Annotated in this window: 2 protein-coding genes; both read left to right on the forward strand. The window is 45.8% G+C overall.

What is annotated here, in order from left to right:
- Positions 1-541 precede the first annotated feature (541 nt).
- Positions 542-1,081 carry a hypothetical protein gene (locus HMPREF0308_RS13510; protein WP_141276737.1) on the forward strand — a complete coding sequence of 180 codons (540 nt, stop codon included), beginning with the start codon at positions 542-544 and terminating at the stop codon, positions 1,079-1,081.
- A gap of 51 nt (positions 1,082-1,132) precedes the next feature.
- Entirely contained in the window at positions 1,133-1,342 is a 210-nt protein-coding gene (locus HMPREF0308_RS00005; RefSeq protein WP_005527571.1) for a hypothetical protein, read from the forward strand.
- The last annotated feature ends 386 nt before the right edge of the window (positions 1,343-1,728 follow it).

Below are 1,728 nucleotides of genomic sequence, written 5' to 3' on the forward strand. Positions count from 1 at the left end.
AGTACTCCTAGCGATAGAAAAGCGGTAATCTGCTTCGTCGCTGGGGTTGGTCGGACATACTTCGTGCTGGCATCCACATTACTTTGAGATCTCACACCAACTAGTGGCGTGGATCAGGTTCCTATTAGCAGTTGGAGTATGTCACTGCCTTCGGCGGCATCACCCCCGGATCATTTTCTTAACAGGGCGAATAAGAGCCATACCGAAGCCAGCGACTAGTTCCTCCAGTCCCGAAAGGAATGAGGGAACGGAGGAAACATAACCTGCCCCGATTAGGGGACTACGTAATGAATCCTCGGAGCCCTCCGGTGGAACTACTTAGAACGTAATGGGCTTGTTTAAATTGGCGCTCTTGTCAAAAAAAGGGGCTGCTGTCGAATCAACAACTCCAATTGAAGCAATTCATGCCCCTGGGGGTACCTTCAAACTTCCCCCTCAACGGGGGAGGTTGAAGGATTCTCCTAACATTGCTTCCTCTTGGGCAAGAAATAGTGGTTAAACTTCTTCCGGAAGAAGTTTAACCACTCGAGGAGTTTGTTCTATGTCTCTCTTTAGAAAAGCGGTAGTAACGGTCGCTTTGATTTCCACTGTCGCCATTTCGGGTTCCCCAGCTTTCGCAGCTTCAGTCGGAGATCAACCTGTAAATGGGGCGGCAAAAGTTGTTGACGCAAGCTTTACAAAGATATACACTAAAAAGTCCACTAACAACGGCATGGTACTTTCCATTGAAAATGGAACTATTACCGAGAATAAAGATGGTTCAGTCACTATCGCTAATGCGGATGGTAGTGAAGCTAAACTCAAGTCGGCATTTTTGCTCTCCGACGGCTCAGTAAGCAAAGTCACTTACAGGGTTGATGGAAATGTTATTACAGCTTCCTATTCAAAGCCCCTCGCTGAGGGGGGAGTAGTTCCAGTTGTTTCCCAAGGTGCCTTCGGGTGCGCTATGGGCACTATCGCAACGATTGGGTCATTGGCAAGTATTCCACTGACAGCAGGTGCCGATGCTTGGCCAGCGATTTTGTTGGCAGGCAGTGCTGCAGGAACTGCTTCTTATGAATGTGCTCGTATCGGTAGGTAGATCGGCGATATGCTTTTAAAGAATCCCATTACCGAAAGTTGGTAGGATGAAATGACTTCGAAGCAGAAAAAAGAAATGTCGTTGGCCATTGCAAGCTTTATTCTTGTTTGCATAGCATTTGGGGGAATTCTCTCGATTGATTTTTCCTTTACAACTGTAGTTATCGGTATTGCCTGGCTAGTGACAACTATCATCGCTTTTCGTAAAATTCGCCAAATCCAAAAGGAACAGGCAATCGGCAAACGCCAATCGAGTAGTTAACGAATCCCTAAACGGAAGCCCTAACAAACGCAGTCCGTCTTGTGTGTTAGGGCGCATTCTTTAAAGGTTCAAGCATCTCCGCCGCTTTGAGTTATACAACTAATGTAAATATTTACTTACTTAAATAGAAATCTATTATTGTGTTTGTTCGACCTATACTGGGCTCGGACTTTGTTTGGATGCTGGCAAGCTTTTGGATAAGGCCAAGAGTCTCCCCTCCACATATGCGTACAGGTCGAATTATTTAGTATCAGTTTCCGAGCGTGGCGACTTATGCATTGCTGTGCGATAAGCGTTTTAATTGATTTTAAAACAGTGTGGCGGTCGCTCTCCATACGGGGCAAGGAAACTTCGAATATCTATAACATTATTTAAAGGTGCGGGAA

Source organism: Corynebacterium striatum ATCC 6940 (genome assembly GCF_000159135.1).
Lineage (GTDB): Bacteria > Actinomycetota > Actinomycetes > Mycobacteriales > Mycobacteriaceae > Corynebacterium > Corynebacterium striatum.